Raw genomic sequence first — 19,024 nt, 5'->3', positions numbered from 1 at the left:
CCATCAGTCCTGATTATTCAAAGCGACGGCGCGCATTGGCTTCACGCGCAGCGCGGGCAACTTCGACTGAAACCACCCGACGCCCCACCGGCCAGAGCGCAATAGCGGCAATTTTAAAGTTCGCAATGCCCACCGGAATACCAATAATCGAAATGCACTGGGCAATGCCGGAGACAATGTGCATCAGGCACAGCCACCAACCGAAGAAAATCAGCCAGAAAATATTGAGCAATGTGCCACCGGTATTAAGAAGCACATTTTTCCCTACCGGATTAAGTTCATCGACATGAATCGCTTCGTTGCCATAGGGAAATAGCGAGAGTCGGGTTATTTCCCAGCATGACCGGGTCAAGGGTAAAGTAAAAATAAGCACAATACTGACCAGCGTAGCCAATAACCAGGCTAAGGTGGTGGCGAACCCACCTAGCACAAAATTTAAAATATTCAGAACAGTACGCATAAACCCTCGATTAACTCTGGTTTTCTGTGAATTCGGCAATTGTAACGTTTTTTTGGGCTGGAGCACGTTTTCTCTGGCGGTTACACTGATATGCAAACCTCTTCGTGTGGATCCGCTTGAGTCTTATGGAACTGAAAGCAACTTCTCTTGGAAAACGTCTGGCGCAACACCCTTACGATCGGGCCGTTATTCTCAATGCCGGGATTAAAGTTTCCGGCGATCGTCACGAGTATCTTATTCCCTTCAACCAGTTATTGGCTATTCATTGCAAACGCGGCCTGGTGTGGGGAGAGCTGGAGTTTGTGCTTCCGGATGATAAGGTGGTACGGCTTCACGGCACAGAATGGGCGGAAACCCAACGCTTCCATCACCATTTAAATACGCTCTGGCAGCAGTGGAGCCAGGAAATGAGTGAGGTGGCTGCTGGAGTGTTACAGCAACAATTGGATGCGATTGCGGCCCGGACAAGTGAAAATAAATGGCTGACACGTAGCCAAACCTCAGGATTGCAACAGCAGATCCTCCGTGCCTTTGCGGCGTTGCCGCTACCGCTGAAGCGGCTGGAAGAATTTGAAAATTGTCGTGAAGCGTTACGCCAATGCCAGGCATGGTTGCAGGATATTGAGGCCTGTCGTTTACAGCACAATCAGGCCTATACCGATGCAATGCTGGCAGAGCATGCCGAGTTTTTCCAGCACATTGAATCTTCGCCGCTGAACCCTGCCCAGGCGCGCGCGGTGGTGAATGGTGAGCAAGCCTTATTGGTACTTGCCGGGGCGGGAAGCGGCAAAACATCGGTTCTGGTTGCCCGTGCGGGCTGGCTGTTGGCGCGAGGCGAGGCGGCGGCAGAACAAATTCTGTTGCTGGCGTTCGGTCGTAAAGCGGCTCAGGAGATGGATGACCGCATCCGTGAACGTCTGCATACGGATGAGGTCACCGCGCGGACGTTTCATTCACTGGCGCTGCATATCATTTCGCAGGGCAGCAAAAAAGTCCCGACAGTTAGCAAGCTGGAAAATGACGCCGTTGCGCGCAGCAAACTCTTCATTACTACCTGGCGTCAGCAGTGCAGCGAGAAAAAAGCGCAGGCCAAAGGTTGGCGACAATGGTTAGAAGAAGAGATGCAGTGGCCCGTACCCGAAGGTAACTTCTGGGACGACGAAAAGTTACAGCGGCGTTTGGCCTCCCGGCTCGATCGCTGGGTTAGCCTGATGCGTATGCATGGCGGAGCGCAGGCGGAGATGATTGCCAATGCTCCGCAGGAGATCCGCGACCTGTTCAGTAAACGCATAAAGCTCATGGCGCCCCTGCTCAAAGCCTGGAAGAGCGCCCTGAAGGACGAGAATGCCGTTGATTTTTCCGGGTTAATCCATCAGGCCATTGTTATTCTGGAAAAAGGGCGGTTTATCAGTCCCTGGAAGCATATTCTGGTCGATGAATTTCAGGATATTTCTCCTCAGCGTGCCGCCTTGTTGGCCGCGCTACGCAAGCAAAACTCGCAGACTACGCTGTTTGCCGTAGGCGATGACTGGCAGGCCATTTACCGGTTTAGCGGGGCGCAACTTTCGCTGACCACGGCATTCCAGCAAAACTTTGGCGAGGGCGATCGCTGTAATCTGGATACGACTTACCGTTTCAATAGCCGTATTGGTGAAGTCGCAAATCAGTTTATTCAGCAGAATCCCCATCAGCTTACGAAACCGCTCAACAGCCTGATGACAGGGGATAAAAAAGCCGTCACCTTGCTTGATGAAAACCAGTTGGATCTGTTGCTGGATAAACTGTCGGGTTTTGTGAAAACAGAAGAGAGAATTCTGGTCCTGGCGCGATACCATCATCTGAAACCGGCCAGTCTGGAGAAAGCGGCTACCCGCTGGCCTAAGCTACAACTGGATTTTATGACTATCCATGCCAGTAAAGGACAGCAAGCGGACTACGTTATTGTCGTCGGTCTTCATGAGGGTAATGATGGCTTTCCCGCGCCAGCCCGCGAGTCGATTATGGAAGAGGCGCTGCTCCCGGCGGTTGAAGATTTTCCGGATGCCGAAGAGCGAGGGTTACTGTATGTGGCACTAACACGCGCACGTCATCGGGTGTGGCTGCTGTTCAATAAAGAAACACCATCGTGTTTTGTTGATGAGCTTAAGCGACTGGATGTCCCGGTGACGAGGAAACCCTGAAACGCAGGCGGTAGTTGCCGCCTGCCTGGGCATTATTTGAGGCGTTCTGCCAGATAACGGGCGTAATCCGGGATCAGTATGTCCGTCTCATCGTTGAAGTTTGGCGACTGGATAATAAAATCTGCCGTCGACACGTTGGTGGCGACCGGAATGTTCCAGACTGTGGCAAGGCGCAGCAGGGCTTTGACATCAGGATCGTGGGGAACGGCGTTGAGCGGATCCCAGAAGAAGATCAGCACATCTATTTTCCCTTCTGAAATCAGCGCGCCCACCTGCTGGTCACCCCCCATTGGACCGCTCAGCATTGCGTTGACGTCCATTCCTGTCGCGCGTTGAATTAAGTTTCCTGTTGTTCCCGTGGCATACAGAACGTGTTTTTCCAGTAACGGCTGGTGGCGTTCCACCCAGCTCATCAACATATTTTTACAGTGATCGTGTGCCACCAGCGCAATATGCTTACGCGCTGGCAATGTGCGAGTCGTTAATTCCATAGTACAGCTCCCAAGTTAACCTTGTTACAGAGTACTGGAAGCACTTGACGCTGCAAGAGAAAGACAAAAAAAATGCGTCTGTGAACATAAATGTCATGAAGAAGGCTGTTTCTGGGCCCATTGCAGAAAGTTACTTCGCGTTTGGGCGTCGGCCTGCTCAAACCAAAATTTTAATCGTTGCTCGGTCAGCGTTTGCGACTGAGGCGGCACCCGATCCAGTTCAGACACCCCAGAAAGCAGCGAGCTGTCGTCGGCCATCATGGTGGCGAATTGTGGCAATGACGCATGTTTAGCCGCTTTGTTATAGCGCTCAGTTTCCATTTCATAATCCACGATTTTCGCCGTGGAGGTGATTGACAGAATATCCAGCTTAACGGGGATGGGCATGGCGTCCCCATCCAGCAGTTCCACACGCGGTGCATCATCGAAATGTGATGCGTCCCGCTCATTGTTCAGACGCGGAAGGTGAAAATTAACCTGGCTGACGAGCTGGGTATCAAAGCTGATAACCAGCGGAGGGGAAATATACAGACGTTCTTCGTGGCTGGACAGGCGAAGGGTTTTTTCTACGCGAAATACAAGCTGGTGCCGACCATTTTCCAGCTCAATACTGTCGGCGCCACGCAGTAATGAGCTGGAGACTTTTTTTCCATCCAGCACCAGAAGATCAATTTCACTCGACAGACGCAAAGAGGTGGCAAAAACAGTTACCGGCAAACACAGAGCAATCAAGGCTGTCATAATGCCGGCTTTCATAGGTTTCTCCTGTCCAGAAAATATCTGCATCAGATGTATCTAATTTTTTCACTGGTCACGTTTACTAACATATAGACATATTTTTGAGTTTAGCTCTCATGCGCCAGTATGGGATGAATGGTTGCAAGGCCAGGTTTGTCGTACACTTTGTTAAACAGCCTGGAGGAAGACGATGAAAGAGACCGATATTGCTGGCATTTTGACATCTACCCGTACGATTGCACTGGTTGGTGCAAGCGATAAACCCGATCGTCCAAGCTATCGGGTAATGAAGTATTTACTCGATCAGGGCTATCACGTTATCCCCGTTTCGCCAAAAGTGGCCGGGAAAACGCTGTTGGGGCAGCAGGGGTACGCGACGCTGGCGGATGTGCCGGAGAAAGTGGATATGGTTGATGTCTTTCGTAATTCTGAAGCGGCGTGGGGCGTTGCTCAGGAGGCTATCGCCATCGGTGCGAAGACCTTATGGATGCAGCTTGGCGTAATTAACGAGCAGGCAGCCGTACTGGCACGTGACGCGGGGCTGGCGGTGGTCATGGATCGCTGTCCGGCGATTGAGATCCCGCGGCTGGGACTGGCGAAGTAAGGTTGTGTTGTTGCCTTAGGCACGTTGCTTATCCGGCCCGTGTTGCTGGCCGGATGAGCAACATAAACCCGATAAGCGAATTGCCATCGGGCTTGTGTTCGCATCAATTACGCAGACGCGGAGCCTGAAGCTGTTTACGGATTGTTCGCGCCAGTTCATCCATCGACGGTTGCTCCGGATGTTCTTCCTGTAGCTCGCCACTCAGCTGTGCTTCGGCCAGATACGTATGCACCGGCAGACCATTATCGTCTTCCATCACCACGTGATACCAGGGAGCGGCGCGAAGTTCGTCGTTAACCGCCAGCTCATCGGCTGACGGTTCATCAAGCGAATATTCCGGGTCGATATCCACGACCACTCCGAGGTAACCTAACAGGGAATGGCGGACCTGCTGGCCGATACCGAATTTGCTGGCAATCATAGTCACCTCCCGGGAAATAGATACCCTCTATGTAAGGGTAATATTCCACTTTTCAAGTTACATGATGCGACAGGCAAACCCTTTCAGATACAGCCCTTCCGGGTAGGTAGCGATCACCGGGTGATCGGCGGCCTGACGGAACTGCTCTATAAATTGTACATCACGACCAGCATCTATTGCGGCATCAGCGATGATTTTCTGAAATAAATCGGTGGTCATCAGTCCGGAGCAGGAGAATGTCAGCAATACGCCGCCGGGGTTGAGCAACTGAATAGCCAGCATATTGATGTCCTTATAGCCGCGGCAGGCGCCCATTAACTGGCTTTTGTTTTCGACGAACTTCGGCGGATCCATCACAATGACATCAAATTTCTCACCGCGATCGCGGTAAGCGCGCAGCAGTTTGAATACGTCATCACGCACAAATTCGGCTTTGCTCAGATCCAACTTGTTCAGTTCTACGTTCTGGCGGGCAATATCAAGCGCTTCCTGAGAGGTATCGACGCTGACCACCTGACGGCATCCGCCCATTAATGCCGAGACCGCAAAGCCGCCGGTATAAGAGAAACAGTTCAGAACCCGTTGATTTTCTACATAACGGCGCGTGGCCAGACGGCTGTCGCGTTGATCAAGGTAATAACCGGTTTTGTGACCGTGCTGAATATCAACCAGCAGCTTCATCCCGTGCTCTTCGATAGGCAGCAGGGCTGGCGGCAATTCGCCCGTTACTGGCCCTTGGGTCAGCTCCATACCTTCTTTTTTACGCACGGCCACGTCGCTACGGTCATAAATAGCGCAGTCCGGGAACACAACTTGCAGAGCGCTAATCAGCGCGGCGCGTTGAAATTCAGCACCGGCGCTGAGCAGTTGCAATACCAGAAAGTTGCCAAAGCGGTCAATGGTGATGCCCGGCAGACCATCGGATTCTCCTGCGATCAGACGATAGCTGTTCAACCCGTCTTTTTTCGCTAGCCAGTCGCGCCATGTTTGCGCCTGTTGCAGACGACGGGTGAAGAAATCAATATCGATGGATTCAGACTTGTCGAATGTCCAGACGCGGGCACGGATCTGCGACGCAGGTGAGTACGCGCCGCGTGCTAACCATTTACCCTGATGGTCAACAATATCGATGGTTTCACCGAGGTTGGCTTTACCTTCCATACGTGCGACAGCACCGGAAAATACCCACGGATGGCGGCGCAGTAATGATTTATCGCGCCCTTTGGCTAACACTAAACGAGGATAATGTGGAATTGTAGATTCAGTCATGCGGAGCAACCTCTCACAAACAGTGACGCGGGCTGGAGTAAAGTACCAACCTGAAACCATTAAAATAAAATGGCGCGTAGAGTAGCACAGATGATGAGGTCAATCATCAGCGTATGGCGCTGGGCGTTTCGGCACAAAACGCTATCACAGAGGCACAGTTTCTTTTATACCCACCGTTTACATTGCTATTTCTTAATCAGAAAAAGGAAATGTAATGAAAGCTGTCTACTCTCTGGCTACCGCCGCTATTGTCGCGTTGAGTTTTGATGCCTCTGCCGCCTCGACATTTCGCCTCAGCAGCGCCGATATACCCGCTAACCTGCAATTAACTCAAAAACAAGTGTTTAAGGGGTTTGGCTGCAGTGGCGACAATATTTCCCCGCAGCTGAGCTGGCAAAATCCGCCAGTTGATGCCAAAAGTTTTGCCATTACGCTGTTTGATCCTGATGCGCCAACGGGAAGCGGCTGGTGGCACTGGACCATCGTAAATATTCCCGCTCAGGTCCACACGCTTCCTGGCGGAGCCAGCATGGATAAGTTACCCGCTGGAGCAGTTCAGGGACGCAATGATTTCGGTTATGCTGGATTCGGCGGCGCCTGTCCACCACCGGGCGATAAACCTCATCGCTATCAGTTTACCGTGTGGGCGTTAAATACCGACGCGTTGCCAATTGACAGTAACGCCAGCGGTGCGCTGGTCGGTTTTATGCTGAACAGCCACGTGATTGCCAAAGCGGAATTAACCGCCACTTACGCAAGAAAATAAAGAGGATACACTGGTGCAGGATGTCCATTTTCGCCATAACAACCTTACCACCGCTGAGGTGCGTTCCGGCCATCTGCACCGCCTGCACCGGGTTAAACTGTTTTCTGCTGCTATTTGCCATATTACGCAGGGAAGTAAGGTCATTATTCAGGATGACAATCGTCTGGTTGCAGGGCCGGGTGAGCTGATTATCATCCCGGCGAATACGCCTCTGGAGATTATTAATCAGCCGGAGCAGGGAGCATTTCGTTCGGATTTGCTGTTGCTGTCGACGAGCATCATTAGCACGTTTAAAAATAACTGGGTCAAGGATTTCCCTCCGGCAAAATTGACGTCGCTATGCACGCCCATGAGTAACGGACTGGCATTTATGTGGGAAAGCCTGCTGGACGCTGTACGCCAGGACTTACCTGCAAAATTGCAGGAGCATCAGGCGATGGGATTATTGCTGGCGCTACTGCATGATGGTGTGGCGGGGCCTCTGCTTATCGAACGACGGTTTAATCTGACTGAACAGGTGCGACAACTTATTATGTTATCCCCTGCTAAGCTATGGACAGCTCAGGAGATTGCCGGTCACTTGTCCATCGGTACTTCAACATTACGCCGACGATTACAGATGGAATCGCAGAGTTACCGGCAGATAGTCGAAGAGGTGCGCATGTCCTGCGCGCTCTCTCAACTACAATCGACCACGCTGCCGATTGGCGAAATTGCGTTACGCTGTGGCTATCTGTCAGGCTCACGATTTACCGCAAGATTCCGCCAGCATTACGGATGCCTGCCGAAACAGGTGCGCTAAGGCCTTGTAACTGTTCCTTCATTTATGTTGATTAGGAGAACCGCAATGTCGAAAGTCTGCATAATCGCCTGGGTCTATGGTCGGGTTCAGGGGGTAGGATTTCGCTACACCACGCAACATGAAGCGCAACGACTGGGATTGACCGGATACGCTAAAAATATGGATGATGGCAGCGTAGAGGTTGTCGCCTGCGGCGAAAGCGAACGGGTTGAACAGCTAATGAAGTGGTTAAAAGCCGGAGGGCCGAGCAGCGCCAGGGTAGAACGGGTTCTCAGTGAACCACACCGCCCTGGCGACGAGCTAAAGGGATTTAGTATCCGCTATTAAATACATTTGACCGGTTTCGGCAGGCCGGCAATTTTAGTCGCCTGCTTGGCCGGACCTTTTGGAAACAGACGGTAAAGATAACGGCTGTTGCCTTTCTCTTCGCCAAACTTGTTGGCCATCGCTTTTACCAGCATGCGGATAGCGGGGGAAGTATTAAACTCCAGATAAAACTCGCGTACGAAACGCACCACTTCCCAATGTTCAGGGGAGAGGTCGATACCTTCGTTTTCGGCGATTTTCTCCGCCAGCGGCTCGCTCCACAGCGTGGTATCTTTCAGATAGCCTTCGCTATCGGTCTCAATTTCCTGGCCTGCAAAAATGAACATAGTGCTCTGTCGATAAAGTAAAAACCGCCCCTAGTCTAGCAAATAAGGGGCGGCGTGAGAAACCTTGCCCTACAGAAGAAGCTGTAGCAGATTGTTGGCATTAAGCTTCTTCAGCGCGTTACATTTATACGTCGATACCTGCTTTTCGCTAATCTGCGTCATATGCGCAACATGTTTTACCGATTGTCCGTTAACCAGCCTGTCGAGAACATTGAACTCCATGCCTGTCAGACAACAGTTCAGGCTGCGTACCCGACGGGGCTCTTTTGCGAACATATACGCCGCATCCACGACGGCAAGTCGGTCATCAATGATATGCAAGGTCAGCGTGGTAAAACGCTTTCGCAAATGCGTTGCCAGTGCCCAGCCTTTTTCATTGCACACCAGATAAACGGTTCCCTCCCAGCGTCTGGCCTCCAGTTGCAGCAGAATGTCGACCAGTGCCAGATGCGTTCTCGTGACGGAAAAGCGGCAACGTACAACGAGGGTGTCGCAGGCCAGCAGCGAACGACGCCACTTTACCGTGCCGCACTTCACCTGAGTCGGCGCGTTACGACGCAGAAGGGCATAGCGCAACCCTTCGGCATAAAAACGATTATTATCAAGAATGACGTAATTCACGGCGGCCTCTTTATAACGTACTGGGCGTGTAAATAATGCGTAGCGTACCGGTGTAATCCCCGGCATTTTTGCTGCTGGCGGCAAAGGCAGGCGTTTTCAGGATAATAGGGGCGGGTACGCACAGTACGCCCTCGCGCCCGCCGGGCAGCACGACCTGACGCAGATACTGTGGATCGTTGGTGCCTTGCCAGACCACGGTTTTACCGTTAGCGACAGTTTCGGTTGCGCCAGTGATGGGATTGGTGACAAAGACCTGATAGTCGAGACGATCCCGCGCATCGGTCTGACTTCCGCCACGTCGCCGGATTGAAAACGCGCCTTCGGTACGGCCTGAAGCGTTGAGCTCGTTGTCCTCAAACCGCAGATAAGTGCGAGTGCTGGTACTGTTTTTTCCGTCGTACAAGCACATATCCAGCGTGTTTTCCCCCTGGATCTCGCTGCCGCCGGGCCGCCCCGGGAAGTTGGTCAGGTTGAGGTTAACGATAGGCGTTGAGTGTGGAAATGCGGGCAGATAAATCTGCTGATTACCCGGATCGACCACCTCAATGCGAATATTTGCCTGCCAGTTGGCGATGGTGAGATAGCCAGGACATCCGACATTCACGTCATTGAAGTTCCCGCTACAGTCGGCGCTCTCCCATTGACGCAGGTTCTGCTTCAGGGTGGCGGTCCAGATGCCCGGTAGGGTGAGCTTATCCAGTTCGCTTTTCACAATATAGAAATCGAAGTAGGGTTCTCTGTTCCAGGCTGCAATAGTAGTTGTCCCCCCCGCGACAAAACTGGCAAAGGTAAAGACTTTGTTACTGATAAACAGGTAGTGATCGCCATACACCTTGATATCTACCGTTTTGCGGGTAAGGGCATGTGTAAAACGTAAATTGATGGCATAAGGCGCGGCCGGGTTCGCCGAGAACCACACCGGGGCGGTCATACAGGCGCCATAGGTGGTATCGGTACGGGATAAGCAGGTCAGGGTATTGCGTCCCCACTTTTGCGGATCGGCGGCATCATAGCCGCCTGATTCATGAAGCCAGATATCGAAACGCGCGGGTGGTGCCATGCGATCGTAGCTTATACCGACGCTGGAGTTTCTTCCGGCCGGGGCGCCCGCCAGCGTCTGGCCAGCCCACAGGAGCAGGAAAAGTAAAATAATAAGGCTTTTGTTCACATCATTTCCCTTTAGTGAGGTTGTCTGCGTTCATGGCAGTCGGGCCGGTCGGCACGCTACGTCCGGCGAGCATTAGCTGCGCCTGTTGCTGGACCGTATCCGGCAGGGCAGAGAAGGTTAATTCCCGGCAAGGGATCGACCCGACATAACGCACGACGTCGCGCATACTCTTCACGTTTAGCGCGCACTGATAAAACTGCTGCTGACGCACCAGGTAGAGGTTATGCAGCAGAGCGTCGCTTTGGGCGCTAAACCCGCCGTTGCCAAGGTCGCTCCAGCCGTTTACGTTCAGGGGCACGCCGCCAATAAACGGCGAATGTTGTTCGTCGGTTAACTGGCCGAGCCATGTGTAGCTTGCGGTGGTTTGCACGTGCCGACGGAGCAGTTTGCCTGGCACCATAAACAATGTTCTGCTGCCGGAACCTTGTGTGATTTCACTGCTGGCACCTCGGGAGACATCCAGCGATTCGTTAATCGTCAACGTCGTCTGCTGATAGCCAGGCACGGCGAAGAGGGCGCGGCTATTGCCTGGGATATCTGCGCTGCCGCCGTTATCCAGCGACACAGCGACGCGCGGATCCTGGGAATCTTCCGGCGTGGCAACGTTAACCGCGATGGCTGAAGCAGGGCGTCCGTCGCTCCAACGGCCCAGCCACAGGCCAGAGCGAGATAGCGCGAGCGTTGAACTGTAATTGCCGCTGCTGCTCAACGTATGACGCCCATCCTGACGATCCCAGGCGTCGCTGACGGTCAGACTACCGTTGCCATAGCGTCCGCCCTGGCGCGTATAGGCAGAGGCATTGAGCGAATCGCTGTTAATGCCTGACGCGCTCAGTCCATACTCATTTTCACCACGTGCATCGGCATACCAGTTGTGCGCCACGTTGTAGCTCAGCTGGTTTTTTTCATGCTGCTGGTGCTGCCACGTCGCGCCCAGAGAGGTATAACTCGTCGCATCGCCCTGGCGGTTATGCGCCATTGACAGGCTTACGCTCAGGTAGCCACCTTTATCCCTACCTGCGCGGGAGTCATCGTTTCGCATGAAGAGGTTAATGCTGCTGTTGATGTTCAGGCCGCGAGCGTTAAAAGCTGTACTTAAGCCGCCCTGCCAGGCCCGCGTGCGCGAGCGGGTCATATAAACCGACTCCCATGGCAAGCCCGCATCGTGGCGATCGTCACTGTCCGGGAGTTCCCGACGAGCAACGTAACGTCCTTCGTTGCGGTTATCTGAATACCCCAGACTCGCGTACCAGGTGCCGACAGGGACGGAGAACATGACCGACAGGCTTCGGTAACAGCCATTCACGGCGTCAAACCCTGCGCTTCGGGTATTGCAGTTTTCTGCTGATAACGCGTTGCGATAGAAGCTCAGTGAAAAACCGTCGTTATAGCTAATTTGCTGAATATTGCCGCGTTGACCTTTGCTGCCGTATAGGTAGCTAAAGCGGGTACTTAGCACGCCATCGATCGGGCCGGTGTTGAAACCACGGCTCCAGTCGAGCGCATTTTCCAGAAAACGCTGGTTTTTTTTTATTGTTGCGCCGCTGGTCAGCGCCAGCGTCGGAGTGACAGGCAGGCGGATGCCCGCTTGCGCGACCGCGCTGCGTTCGTCGTTTTGATCGTTATTGTCAGTTTCGCCTGCCTGCAGGAACCACTCGACGCGATCGAAAGGTGTAATGCCGGTTCGGGTAAACGGTACCTGCTCGGTGCGCGTCAGCCGGTTATTTTCATAGACGGACAACGTCACGGTATAGCTCCCGTCCGGGAACGAACGGGTGTCCAGGGTTTGCGCCCCGGCATTCAGATAAAAACTGGCCAGCAGTTGATTACCCCGGCGGGCGTCGATACGCGCATCATGAGAAAGCAATACGGTGATAGGCGTACCCTTTGACTGCTGAACCGGATTGATCCATGCCCTTGTTGAGCCTGTGCGCAAGCCGCGAATTTTACCCATCGGCAGTTGGCTGAGATTGATATTCCCGCCGGCATTGCTGAACAGATCGCGAGTGTCCATCTCGCCCAACTGAACATAGTATTGGCGCCAGATATCCTGACGAAACCAGGCATTGTTGACGGTTATCTCCTGTTGCTGCTGGTGCTTCGAACGTTGCCCCATCCAGGTCCAGTCGAGGTTAAAGTAGCCGTCCTGGGTGAGTGCCAGCGCGCCATTGCCCTGAACGGTGGCTGACTGGTAATCCCTGTCGGCAACAAAATTGATATTCTGCTGATGGATTAACGCATTCTCGGTGTCCTGCGTGGGCTGATACCACTGGCTTTCAGTGGTTTGTTTAGGCAGAAATTTCTTGTCGAAAAAAAGATTAATACGGGCGTTATTTTCATCATAGATAATGGCCGCGCGCTGGGTATCAAGGTAATCGCACCCCGTTGCGGAGCCATTGCTGCTGCATGCCAGATTGCCGTTACGGGCCAGTGGAACGGCCAGGGCTGCAGACACGGTGGCAATGAGGGCAGGATCGTCATTAAACTGCCGTTTGATGGCCGTGACCACGGTTTCAGGCGCGACAAAACTTACTGTTTCAAGCGTGATATCCGTTTCAAAAAGGCCAAGCGACTCGCCATAGAGATTGACTTCTGTCCACAGGCGCTGTGTTTTCGCCAGATCTTCAAAACCTGCCGGGACGGCCATCTCTGCGCAGGCGAGTTGGATGGATGCGGGTAACAAAGCAACTAAGAGGAGAGTATTTCTGTGAAACGCCATGACCGAGCCTCGACATCATCCTGACGTCAGAGGGTGGGCACCCTCTGACGTTATTCCTTAGGTACTGTGGTGTTACGCACCGCCTTCCGTGGTTGTCGCTTGCGTCAGCATCAGGCTGACAACGCCGCTGTACTGACCGGTTTTCAGAATGCCTTTAGTGGTTTGCGAAATGGTCAGCGGCAGTACTGCGGAACCGTTTTCAATGCTGCCAGGGAACAGTTCAGTTCCGGTAAATTCAGCATCGGTGGTAGACAGTGTTTTATCACCCAGAATGACCGTCATTGGTACAATCTGGTCACCATCCGTGTTGGTGAGTTTTGCCGCACTAACGAGGCGCACTTTGACGTTGCTGGTGGCGGAGTTAGACCATACCTTGGTGTTAAGACGGTAGCTTTCCAGACCACGACCAGGCAGGTACTGCATGTCGATGCTGGCCGGCAGCGGCGTGTTATCGGCCTGGGTCATATCCAACTGTGAGTCAACGCTGGCGTTAACGGTAATATCTTTTTGAATTGCCAGCGCGCTAAAGGACGAGGTCATCGCGGCAACGATCATCAGAGGTTTAATATACTTACGCATTGATATCTCCATATTTACAAATGAGCACCTTGGCTCTTTCAACGAACTACGTGGGTTTTTACTGTGATGTCGTGTTATTGCACGACGGGTAAGTCAGCTTCTTCAGCGGTTTTATTTACCCAGTTGAAGTAGCGGAATTTATATTTCTGGCCATGGCTCATTGTGAGTGTTTTTAATTTCCGTTCAGTGTCCGGATAAATCGTCGCGTCTTCTTTTATCCATTTACACGATGAATTTGCATCACAAATACCAATCTCTCTGAGCGGTACACGCAGCGTGCCATTGTTTTTTAACGTCCCGCGGCGAGGGTCGAACGACAGTGAAATTACGTTTTCTTCTGGAGCAATATGGACCAGTGCGCCCCAAATCACGTTGACGCCCAATGTTGCCATCGCGGCAGGGCTTTCTGCCTTGCCCGGAATAATGCTGTCAGGTTGTTTTACCCCTTCAAAATAGACGCGCCAGGTGGTCTCTTTTTTCGGAGGCATAAGCGATACCAGACGAACTACGCGCATCGCGCCGGCCGCGAGGGCAAATTTTTCGGGCGTAACCACCACGCCATCTTCTTTCCATGACGCCACGTCAATTTCTTTTTCCTGAGCCGTGCCGGGATTGAGAATTTTCTTTTGCCTCACCCGAATGAACTGAATATCATCCGTTTTTGAAGCCACCTTAATTTGCGCCGCACCGGAACTGTCTACATTCAGTTCCATGGGATACACGCTCATATTGGCCATTGTCATTTCTGAGAAAAATGGCAATGACAGCGCGGCGACATAAAAGGCGGTTGTCATGCTCACTCTTTTTTTCTGTTTCACAATCAGTCTGCCTGCTCTGAGTTTAAAGGCGGCGCGTTAACACCAGGACACCGTCTGCTTTCGTATCGCTTCAGGGCAGGGAAACTTTAACCAGAACAGCGGTTTGTGAAAATTTGTATTAGTTAACTCGTTATATACAGTTTTTTATCCTGCTTTTTTGGCTTTAAGGTTGTATAGTTAAGCGAAAATACCGCGGCCAAGGATGGGAAGAAAATTCCTTCTGATGAAAAAACAAGCAGGTCAGGAGGTGGTTTTCATGTCGATGTACCAGGGAATAAAAAGCATGCGGTTACAGCCGAGAATAAAAGATGTTTTTTATATGCAATAATTCGTTGTTATTTGATCCTGAAGCACATGCAATAAGCCTTGTTGGACAACCTGAGACTGTATTAACACTTTCGGCGCCAGCCGTTCGTCTTTTACAGGAATTTATTAAACACCGAGGACGCGACCTGAGCCGGGAGGAATTGATCACTCGCGTATGGGAAGAGTTTGGCTTTACGCCATCCGGAAATAATCTTAATAAAGCGGTAAGCGAACTGCGTAAAAGCTTCCAGTCTCTGGGAGAGGGGCACGAATTTATCGTCACTGTCCCGCGCTATGGATTCCGTTTTGATGCCGATGTGATTTTTCAGCCTGGTGAGAATATTCAAACCGCTGAGCCGCAATCCCCTTCCATGCAACCAGACATACAGCCCCGGCGCACTTACCTGAAAAGGTGGTTGATTATAGCGACATTGATCGTCGCAGCGTTGGGGGCGGGCATTTACCTTAGCCGTCCGCAGGAGATAACCGTTCCGGCGAAATTAAAGCCGGTCGAGGAAAAAATCGCACGTTGTAGTGTCTGGATTATCAACGATCATGGACGACCGTTAGTGCTCTCGAAATTAGCCGAGCGACTGGAGGCCAATAACGTGGCTTGTGAGCGTGAGGAGTACGATATTTATTATTTCAGCGCTCGTTTTTCGCTCGCCACCGCCGATGAAATGTTCATTGGTGCCTGCCCGGTCAGTAAAACCAGCCTGTGCAAGACTATTCGCTATAAAAGTGGGGCCGAAAAATGAAAATAAGGCTTCTTTTTGGATTGGGCGGTGCTGTGGTTGGCGGCGCACTGGCGCTGTTCTACTATTGCGGCGCGGTCGGCAAAAGCGATGTGCTGGCCTGCAGCACTGAATTTAACTTTACGCGCAATGAGGGAAAAACAAGTGAAGTGAAGGTCAATACCATTGCCCAGTTCTATTTTCATCGGGACGGTACAGGCTTGACCACCTACAAAGGTGCGGCAAGAGCTGGGGGGCAAAATTTGATTATTGACAGGGATGTAGACTTTACGTGGGAGCGGCGGGACGATGACAACGTCATTGTATTGAGTTACACCAAAACCTGGCGTCGACACAATGACAATACCCCCGATGCCCAGTGGGGAAGCTTCGCCTGGCCGACCGCTCGCTACTACCTGACGATTTCTGAACTTTCACCCGCCGTGTGGCTGATTCAGGACCGGCGTTATCCTACCTATATCTGCCGGAGTGAATAAGGTATAAAAAAAGAGAATGCCATTGGCATTCTCTTTTTTCGTATCAGTGATGCTGCTTAATCGCGGCTGGCGAAGCCCAGAATGCTCAGCAGGCTGACGAAGATATTGTACAGCGAAACGTACAGGCTAACAGTGGCGCGGATGTAGTTGGTTTCACCGCCACGGATGATATTGCTGGTTTCAAACAGGATTGCGCCTGAAGAAATCAGAATAAACACCGCGCTGATCGCCAGATGCAGTGCCGGCAGTTGCAGGAAGATATTCGCAACCATACCGATCAGCACAACCACGATACCTGCCATCAGCATCCCGCCGAGGAAGGACATATCTTTCCGTGTGGTCAGCACATACGCAGAGCAACTGAAGAAGACCAGCGCCGTACCACCCAGCGCCATGCCGATAACGTCACCCATACCTGCAGACAGGTAGGTATTCAGAATTGGCCCCAGAATGTAGCCCAGGAAGCCGGTAAAAGCGAAAGCTGACAGAATACCAACGGGTTTATCCGCCGTTTTATAGGTCAGGAACATCAGACCATACATACCCACCAGCGTCAGGATCAGTCCCGGAGAAGGCAGCATCAGCACCGTACTGGCGGTCGCGGTGATCGCCGAAAACGCCAGCGTCAGGCTGAGCAGGAAATAGGTGTTGCGCAGCACCTTATGTGTGCTGAGTAGCGATGTACGATCGCGCGAAGAACTAATAATACGATCCATGAGTCACTCTCTTATGACAGATGTAATTAATGATGAAGGATAATGAAATCAAGGGGAATGACACAGCGGTTTTACCCATCTTTACGCAGTTTAACCCGCCAGGCTTAAGCATATTATTTCAGCAAAAGCTCCCGAATCAGATGTTAGCACTGTATGTGCAAAAATGCCTGCTAGATATCGGCCAGGTTACTGAAAAATATTGCGTAATTCCCGTTTCTCTCTGACAGTGACAGCGGTGTCATCATAAACAGAGCAATAAGGTAAAGGGAATGACTCAAGATAAAACGAAGAGATTTACATTTACGCTGTTGGCTGTCTGTTTGATGTCGGTAAACGGCGCGGCGAGGGCGGCAAATGTTCCGGCAGGAACAGTACTTGCAGAAAAACAGGAGCTGGTCAGAAACAACGGCAGCGAACCGGCGTCGTTGGATCCGCATAAAGTCGAAAGCAACGTGGAGTTTAATTTAATCAGCGATATGTTCGACGGTCTGGTGGCAGTTAAGCCGGATGGGTCTATTGAACCCCGTCTTGCCGCCTCCTGGGAGAATAAAGGTAACACCGTCTGGACCTTTCATTTACGTCCGGGCATAACCTGGTCGGATGGATCGGCTATCACCGCACAGGATGTCGTCTGGAGCTGGCAGCGCCTGGTCTCACCGCAAACGGCTTCACCATATGCCTCGTATCTGGGCAATATGCACGTGGTGAACGCGGTCGATATTGCTCAGGGTAACAAAGATCCCGCCACGCTGGGGGTCAAGGCCCTGGATGATGCCACGCTGGAAATTACCTTAACGCAACCGACGGCGGCATTTTTGGCGATGCTGGCGCACCCGTCGTTGGTCCCGCTCGATAAAGTGCTGATTGGCCGTTTTGGCGATAAGTGGACCCGCCCAGAGCATATTGTCAGCAGCGGAGCGTACAAATTATCGCAGTGGGTGGTCAATGAGCGCATCGTTGCCGAGCGTAACCCGCATTACTGGGACGATCGGCACACGGTCATTAATAAAGTCACTTACCTGCCCATTAGTTCAGAGTCTGCTGACGTGAACCGCTATAAGGCGGGTGAGATTGACATTGTGTATAGCGTACCGGTCAATCAGTTTGCACAGTTGAAAAAGACCATGGGCGATGAACTCCATGTCTCGCCTCAGCTTTCAACCTATTACTATCAGTTCAATACGACCAGAGCGCACTTTAATGACCCGCGCGTGCGTCGGGCGCTGAATATGGCGTTGGATAAAGACATCATTGCGCAAAAGGTGATGGGCCAGGGGCAACGTGCGGCGTGGGTTATCAGCCAGCCTGAAATAGGTGGGGTACAACTGCATGCGCCAGAGTATGCGTCGTGGCCACTCGACAAACGCATTGCTGAAGCTAAAAAACTGCTCACGGAGGCCGGGTATGGTCCTGACCATCCGCTGAGCTTAAATCTGCTCTACAACACCTTCGAAACGCACCAGCGTATTGCGATTGCCGCATCGTCAATGTGGAAGAAAAATCTTGGCGTTGAGGTGAAGCTGCAAAATCAGGAATGGAAAACCATGCTGGATACTATGCACACCGGTAATTTTGACATTGTGCGCTATGCGTGGATAGCCGACTATGACGATGCCTCTAGTTTCCTCAATATTTTCCGCACCGGGGACAGTGAGAATACCACCGGGTACAGTAGCCCCGCCTTTGATGAAGCGATGCATAATGCAGCGAAAGCAAGTTCACTGGAAGAGCGAGGTAAAGACTACCAGCAGGCTGAAGATCTGTTAGGTGAGGATGTACCTGCTATTCCGATTTATCACTATGTTCGCACTCATCTGGTGAAGCCGTGGGTAGGAGGATTTGCGCCGGATAACCGCGGAAATTACTACACCAAAGATATGTACATCAAAAAACATTAAGCGTGGTAGCCGCTACTTGTGCTGAATAAATGGCCAATTTGTTTTTATTTCAGTCGATTAACACTATTTTGGCTGTTTTTCAGGCAAACGAACACATTGGTACTTTACAGGTCCGTTCGGGATGTTTATAGTGCGCCTCATTGGAAGCGTGGCCGAGCGGTTGAAGGCACCGGTCTTGAAAACCGGCGACCCGAAAGGGTTCTAGAGTTCGAATCTCTACGCTTCCGCCAAATTTGTAATAAAATCAATAACTTGAATAATGGTTTTGATTTTATGGTGCATAAAGTGGTACAAAAAAAGCCCGTTTATACGGGCTTTTTTTACATCTAAAATCCGTCCTTTCTCACTAGAAATCCTTTCAGATACTCATCTTTCAGGTGAGGGCAAAACCATTTCAAACCGTGCTCTGTGAAGAAATCAGGGAACAATCCTTCCAGCGTTAAGTCCTCTAACATACTCCGAGCAGGTAAAGCGACATATCAGCATGGCACCCTGTAGCCCAAACATGTCGCGCTGGTGGTTTACTGGACAACCGATTGTTCTGTCGGTTAAAACAGCTAAAGAGAGCGTAATGGAAGGCAGGA

20 protein-coding genes and 1 tRNA gene are annotated in these 19,024 nt (G+C 51.8%); 9 read left to right on the top strand and 12 right to left on the bottom strand.

Annotation, left to right across the window (positions count from 1 at the left end):
- Window positions 1–13: 13 nt before the first annotated feature.
- Window positions 14–460, bottom strand: a complete 447-nt coding sequence (locus M4I31_RS14900) for a YccF domain-containing protein (protein WP_085048594.1) — start codon at window positions 458–460, stop codon at window positions 14–16.
- 125 nt (window positions 461–585) lie between these two features.
- On the opposite strand from M4I31_RS14900, the gene helD reads away from it, so the two are divergent.
- On the top strand, window positions 586–2,640 hold the full coding sequence (gene helD / locus M4I31_RS14895) for a DNA helicase IV (protein ID WP_250856807.1): 2,055 nt from the start codon (window positions 586–588) through the stop codon (window positions 2,638–2,640).
- Between the two features lie 32 nt (window positions 2,641–2,672).
- On the opposite strand, the gene mgsA is transcribed toward helD, so the two are convergent.
- Both mgsA and M4I31_RS14885 read right to left on the bottom strand, forming a co-directional pair.
- The gene (gene mgsA / locus M4I31_RS14890) at window positions 2,673–3,131 is read right to left on the bottom strand and encodes a methylglyoxal synthase (RefSeq protein WP_038639442.1); all 459 of its coding nucleotides are present in this window, start codon (window positions 3,129–3,131) and stop codon (window positions 2,673–2,675) included.
- 93 nt (window positions 3,132–3,224) lie between these two features.
- Window positions 3,225–3,887, bottom strand: coding sequence for a DUF2057 family protein (locus M4I31_RS14885; protein WP_038639445.1), 663 nt, complete (start codon window positions 3,885–3,887; stop codon window positions 3,225–3,227).
- A gap of 172 nt (window positions 3,888–4,059) precedes the next feature.
- Between M4I31_RS14885 and M4I31_RS14880 the strand changes: the two genes are divergently transcribed.
- Window positions 4,060–4,473 (top strand): CoA-binding protein, encoded by a 414-nt coding sequence (locus M4I31_RS14880; protein WP_006685217.1) that lies wholly within the window; start codon window positions 4,060–4,062, stop codon window positions 4,471–4,473.
- 103 nt (window positions 4,474–4,576) lie between these two features.
- Here M4I31_RS14880 and hspQ read toward each other — a convergent pair whose 3' ends face one another.
- Complete coding sequence (gene hspQ, locus M4I31_RS14875) at window positions 4,577–4,894, bottom strand: heat shock protein HspQ (RefSeq protein WP_038639447.1); 318 nt, start codon at window positions 4,892–4,894, stop codon at window positions 4,577–4,579.
- A gap of 57 nt (window positions 4,895–4,951) precedes the next feature.
- Complete coding sequence (gene rlmI, locus M4I31_RS14870; RefSeq protein WP_069323269.1) at window positions 4,952–6,163, bottom strand: 23S rRNA (cytosine(1962)-C(5))-methyltransferase RlmI; 1,212 nt, start codon at window positions 6,161–6,163, stop codon at window positions 4,952–4,954.
- A 214-nt stretch (window positions 6,164–6,377) separates the two neighbouring features.
- Here rlmI and M4I31_RS14865 point away from each other — a divergent pair, with 214 nt between their 5' ends.
- From M4I31_RS14865 to yccX, 3 genes are read left to right on the top strand one after another with little or no spacing between them, the layout of a single operon-like run.
- Window positions 6,378–6,929 carry a YbhB/YbcL family Raf kinase inhibitor-like protein gene (locus tag M4I31_RS14865; protein ID WP_085048592.1) on the top strand — a complete coding sequence of 184 codons (552 nt, stop codon included), beginning with the start codon at window positions 6,378–6,380 and terminating at the stop codon, window positions 6,927–6,929.
- A gap of 13 nt (window positions 6,930–6,942) precedes the next feature.
- Entirely contained in the window at window positions 6,943–7,731 is a 789-nt protein-coding gene (locus tag M4I31_RS14860) for an AraC family transcriptional regulator (RefSeq protein ID WP_085048591.1), read from the top strand.
- A gap of 45 nt (window positions 7,732–7,776) precedes the next feature.
- Window positions 7,777–8,058: an acylphosphatase gene (gene yccX / locus M4I31_RS14855; RefSeq protein ID WP_085048613.1), complete on the top strand. Its 282-nt coding sequence runs from the start codon at window positions 7,777–7,779 to the stop codon at window positions 8,056–8,058.
- Here yccX and tusE read toward each other — a convergent pair.
- From tusE to M4I31_RS14825, 6 genes are all read right to left on the bottom strand, one after another.
- Complete coding sequence (gene tusE, locus M4I31_RS14850) at window positions 8,055–8,384, bottom strand: sulfurtransferase TusE (RefSeq protein ID WP_038639458.1); 330 nt, start codon at window positions 8,382–8,384, stop codon at window positions 8,055–8,057. The two genes, yccX and tusE, sit on opposite strands and share 4 nt — an antisense overlap.
- Before the next feature lie 69 nt (window positions 8,385–8,453).
- Window positions 8,454–9,005 (bottom strand): LuxR C-terminal-related transcriptional regulator, encoded by a 552-nt coding sequence (locus M4I31_RS14845; RefSeq protein ID WP_085048590.1) that lies wholly within the window; start codon window positions 9,003–9,005, stop codon window positions 8,454–8,456.
- Between the two features lie 10 nt (window positions 9,006–9,015).
- On the bottom strand, window positions 9,016–10,173 hold the full coding sequence (locus M4I31_RS14840; RefSeq protein WP_085048589.1) for a CfaE/CblD family pilus tip adhesin: 1,158 nt from the start codon (window positions 10,171–10,173) through the stop codon (window positions 9,016–9,018).
- A 1-nt stretch (window position 10,174) separates the two neighbouring features.
- The gene (locus M4I31_RS14835) at window positions 10,175–12,892 is read right to left on the bottom strand and encodes a TcfC E-set like domain-containing protein (protein WP_085048588.1); all 2,718 of its coding nucleotides are present in this window, start codon (window positions 12,890–12,892) and stop codon (window positions 10,175–10,177) included.
- 72 nt (window positions 12,893–12,964) lie between these two features.
- The gene (locus tag M4I31_RS14830; protein WP_069323274.1) at window positions 12,965–13,471 is read right to left on the bottom strand and encodes a CS1 type fimbrial major subunit; all 507 of its coding nucleotides are present in this window, start codon (window positions 13,469–13,471) and stop codon (window positions 12,965–12,967) included.
- A 74-nt stretch (window positions 13,472–13,545) separates the two neighbouring features.
- Window positions 13,546–14,289, bottom strand: a complete 744-nt coding sequence (locus tag M4I31_RS14825; RefSeq protein ID WP_069323275.1) for a fimbrial protein — start codon at window positions 14,287–14,289, stop codon at window positions 13,546–13,548.
- 308 nt (window positions 14,290–14,597) lie between these two features.
- Here M4I31_RS14825 and M4I31_RS14820 point away from each other — a divergent pair, with 308 nt between their 5' ends.
- Window positions 14,598–15,353, top strand: coding sequence for a winged helix-turn-helix domain-containing protein (locus tag M4I31_RS14820; protein ID WP_085048587.1), 756 nt, complete (start codon window positions 14,598–14,600; stop codon window positions 15,351–15,353).
- Window positions 15,350–15,826, top strand: coding sequence for a hypothetical protein (locus M4I31_RS14815; protein ID WP_038639481.1), 477 nt, complete (start codon window positions 15,350–15,352; stop codon window positions 15,824–15,826). Before M4I31_RS14820 ends, M4I31_RS14815 begins: the two co-directional genes overlap by 4 nt.
- 56 nt (window positions 15,827–15,882) lie before the next feature.
- On the opposite strand, the gene yccA is transcribed toward M4I31_RS14815, so the two are convergent.
- The gene (gene yccA, locus M4I31_RS14810) at window positions 15,883–16,542 is read right to left on the bottom strand and encodes an FtsH protease modulator YccA (RefSeq protein WP_003035917.1); all 660 of its coding nucleotides are present in this window, start codon (window positions 16,540–16,542) and stop codon (window positions 15,883–15,885) included.
- A gap of 269 nt (window positions 16,543–16,811) precedes the next feature.
- Between yccA and M4I31_RS14805 the strand changes: the two genes are divergently transcribed.
- Together M4I31_RS14805 and M4I31_RS14800 are read left to right on the top strand one after the other, a co-directional pair.
- Window positions 16,812–18,440 carry an ABC transporter substrate-binding protein gene (locus tag M4I31_RS14805; RefSeq protein WP_085048585.1) on the top strand — a complete coding sequence of 543 codons (1,629 nt, stop codon included), beginning with the start codon at window positions 16,812–16,814 and terminating at the stop codon, window positions 18,438–18,440.
- A 142-nt stretch (window positions 18,441–18,582) separates the two neighbouring features.
- A tRNA-Ser gene (locus tag M4I31_RS14800) sits at window positions 18,583–18,670 on the top strand.
- Window positions 18,671–19,024: the final 354 nt, after the last annotated feature.

Source organism: Citrobacter sp. XT1-2-2 (assembly GCF_023516235.1).
Lineage (GTDB): Bacteria > Pseudomonadota > Gammaproteobacteria > Enterobacterales > Enterobacteriaceae > Citrobacter > Citrobacter werkmanii.
This window is presented reverse-complemented; position numbering and strand designations above follow the sequence as displayed.

What these genes read in the sequence shown, in the direction of transcription:
- M4I31_RS14835 (WP_085048588.1), bottom strand. Translation starts at nt 12,892, where the DNA reads ATGGCGTTTCACAGAAATACTCTCCTCTTAGTTGCTTTGTTACCCGCA.
- hspQ (WP_038639447.1), bottom strand. Translation starts at nt 4,894, where the DNA reads ATGATTGCCAGCAAATTCGGTATCGGCCAGCAGGTCCGCCATTCCCTG.
- helD (WP_250856807.1), top strand. Translation starts at nt 586, where the DNA reads ATGGAACTGAAAGCAACTTCTCTTGGAAAACGTCTGGCGCAACACCCT.
- M4I31_RS14815 (WP_038639481.1), top strand. Translation starts at nt 15,350, where the DNA reads ATGAAAATAAGGCTTCTTTTTGGATTGGGCGGTGCTGTGGTTGGCGGC.
- M4I31_RS14900 (WP_085048594.1), bottom strand. Translation starts at nt 460, where the DNA reads ATGCGTACTGTTCTGAATATTTTAAATTTTGTGCTAGGTGGGTTCGCC.
- mgsA (WP_038639442.1), bottom strand. Translation starts at nt 3,131, where the DNA reads ATGGAATTAACGACTCGCACATTGCCAGCGCGTAAGCATATTGCGCTG.
- M4I31_RS14885 (WP_038639445.1), bottom strand. Translation starts at nt 3,887, where the DNA reads ATGAAAGCCGGCATTATGACAGCCTTGATTGCTCTGTGTTTGCCGGTA.
- M4I31_RS14820 (WP_085048587.1), top strand. Translation starts at nt 14,598, where the DNA reads ATGTTTTTTATATGCAATAATTCGTTGTTATTTGATCCTGAAGCACAT.
- yccA (WP_003035917.1), bottom strand. Translation starts at nt 16,542, where the DNA reads ATGGATCGTATTATTAGTTCTTCGCGCGATCGTACATCGCTACTCAGC.
- tusE (WP_038639458.1), bottom strand. Translation starts at nt 8,384, where the DNA reads ATGTTCATTTTTGCAGGCCAGGAAATTGAGACCGATAGCGAAGGCTAT.
- rlmI (WP_069323269.1), bottom strand. Translation starts at nt 6,163, where the DNA reads ATGACTGAATCTACAATTCCACATTATCCTCGTTTAGTGTTAGCCAAA.
- yccX (WP_085048613.1), top strand. Translation starts at nt 7,777, where the DNA reads ATGTCGAAAGTCTGCATAATCGCCTGGGTCTATGGTCGGGTTCAGGGG.
- M4I31_RS14830 (WP_069323274.1), bottom strand. Translation starts at nt 13,471, where the DNA reads ATGCGTAAGTATATTAAACCTCTGATGATCGTTGCCGCGATGACCTCG.
- M4I31_RS14805 (WP_085048585.1), top strand. Translation starts at nt 16,812, where the DNA reads ATGACTCAAGATAAAACGAAGAGATTTACATTTACGCTGTTGGCTGTC.
- M4I31_RS14880 (WP_006685217.1), top strand. Translation starts at nt 4,060, where the DNA reads ATGAAAGAGACCGATATTGCTGGCATTTTGACATCTACCCGTACGATT.
- M4I31_RS14865 (WP_085048592.1), top strand. Translation starts at nt 6,378, where the DNA reads ATGAAAGCTGTCTACTCTCTGGCTACCGCCGCTATTGTCGCGTTGAGT.